Origin of the sequence: Corynebacterium sp. MSK122 (genome assembly GCF_030229435.2) — a bacterium.
In the GTDB taxonomy this organism is placed as follows: Bacteria; Actinomycetota; Actinomycetes; order Mycobacteriales; family Mycobacteriaceae; genus Corynebacterium; species Corynebacterium marquesiae.
On sequence record NZ_JASPHV020000050.1, the window covers coordinates 1 to 1,891 of the forward strand.

At 50.7% G+C, this 1,891-nt stretch carries 2 protein-coding genes; one reads left to right on the forward strand and one right to left on the reverse strand.

The annotated features are described in order from the left end of the window. A partial coding sequence (locus QP934_RS11360) for an integrase core domain-containing protein (RefSeq protein WP_419127574.1) occupies positions 1 to 287 on the forward strand: 287 nt, incomplete at its 5' end. 542 nt (positions 288 to 829) lie between these two features. Here the strand turns inward: QP934_RS11360 and QP934_RS11365 are convergent. After that, the gene (locus QP934_RS11365; RefSeq protein ID WP_419127575.1) at positions 830 to 1,108 is read right to left on the reverse strand and encodes a hypothetical protein; all 279 of its coding nucleotides are present in this window, start codon (positions 1,106 to 1,108) and stop codon (positions 830 to 832) included. Between the last annotated feature and the right edge of the window lie 783 nt (positions 1,109 to 1,891).

Consider the following 1,891-nt stretch of genomic DNA (forward strand, 5'->3'; position numbering starts at 1 on the left):
AGCGTCTTGCCCAGCACGGGATTGCCGCTTCCACCGGAACTGTCGGGGATTCCTATGACAATGCTCTGGCGGAAAACGTTAATGGTTCCTACAAAAACGAGCTGATCCATACTCGCAGGTGGGATGATGGTGTCGAGGAAGAAATCGCGATGCTCAAGTGGGTGTCATGGTGGAACGAGACGAGGCTTCACCACAGCTTGGGATACCGAACCCCGGTCGAAGTGGAAACCGAATTTTGGGACCAGCACCCGCCGCAAGCAATAATAGAAATCAAGGCAAACGCCTAGGAACAAAACCCGGGGCACTTCAGGTGTGCTCCTAAAGCATATTTGAGTTATAGGGCGTGGTGGCCAGTCTAGCCAAGTGCTCCTCTTGGGGCGCTGGTTTTAAAAATTATGGGTTTGTCATCGGTCACCGGTTTTAGACTATGGGCAAGCTCTTCGGCAACTTTCTTTTACGATGAGCAAGTTTATGCAGGCTTCTTGTTTCTCTTAACCGGGTGTTGGTGCTACATCGTCTCTGAAGGCGGAGCCTGTTTGCAAAGTTTTGGTGGGGATTAGGTGAATGAATTGGCGTTGGTGTACGAGCTAGCTAGGAGTGTGGCTGCCGATGTTAGAGGATAATGGGCCAATCATGATGGTCCGTTTACTTTTTAGGGTCTTCGAGCAATTGCTACAACTCTAGGGGCTACTGTTAATATCACCCGTTTGCCGTCGGGAAAGTCCGGGATGAGCCATAAAGAGGGTGACTTTAAGCTTGATAGCCTGGGGCGTAAGTAAACCCCCAATGGCCGTTGGTTTGACCAGAGGGGGAGAAGGCAAGGTTTATTTTACTCACCGTTATTGAGACCAAATAGGCCGCCTAGGCCATTGAGGGTGTCAACAATGCCTTTGGCGGTTTCTACTCCCTTCTTGGCGTTGTCTAGTCGCATGCCGGTGATTTCGGCTTGCTCCTTCGGGTCCTTCTTGGTTGGGGCCTTTTGATCTAGGAAGAAGCCAGGGTCGACGTTGGTGGTGTCGGGGGTTGCTTCGTCTGCGAACGCGGTGGGGGTGATGGTGGTTACTGCGAGTGCAGCTGCTGCAATCCCTAGGGTGAGTTTGCGTTTCATGGTGACTCCTTGTTGGTCATTGTTCAGTTTGAACACCCTTAATATATCCTGAACGAATTGAATGTGTAAAGGTTGAATTTGATTAAGTTATTGCGAAGTGTGGAATATTTCGCCTGTGCTGTATGTGATGGTTTTCTTTGCCGGAGAAGGTCACCAAGCTCTTTTTTCATCCTTGTAGTTTCGCGCCTGGTGGCCTTTTCTTTTGTCCCGGGTGGGCTTTAAGTTCATTACCGGTCTTGTATGGTTTGATGCTTGCCACTATGCTTTCTCCTTGTTAGCCAGGACTGAAAGAATGCCTCGGGCGACAACTCCAAATCCGCTTGGGTTTGCGATTCCTAACCCCGCCCGTGGTGCTGCGTTCTACACGGTAGTCTCCAGGGGCGGGTGTGTTGTATTGGTGTCAGGTTGGTTTGAATGGCATCTTTAGCCATCCTTTCTACCGTCACACATGACGGTGGTTATTCCGCGCCCCTTCGCAGTGCGAATAAACACGGTCGTTTGTGGACCCCACTGCTGGATACTTTCTTACGGCATCAGTAGTGAGGCGTCCCAACGATTGTTGGAACTACATCATCCTCTGCATGGATAAGGGCCACCGGTTAGTACCGCGTGGCCCCCTTTTTTTACGCCTAGTTACGCGCCCTAGTCTTTGAGGCTTAAGGGTCAAAAGGGGATGCGGACACTTTGTTGGACAGTTTCAGTTTCATGCTAGTTGAAGCATGCGGTGCTCTTCGATGCTTACGCCGCCTAGGCTGACTTTGATCCGGCTGGTGTTGTAAAAGT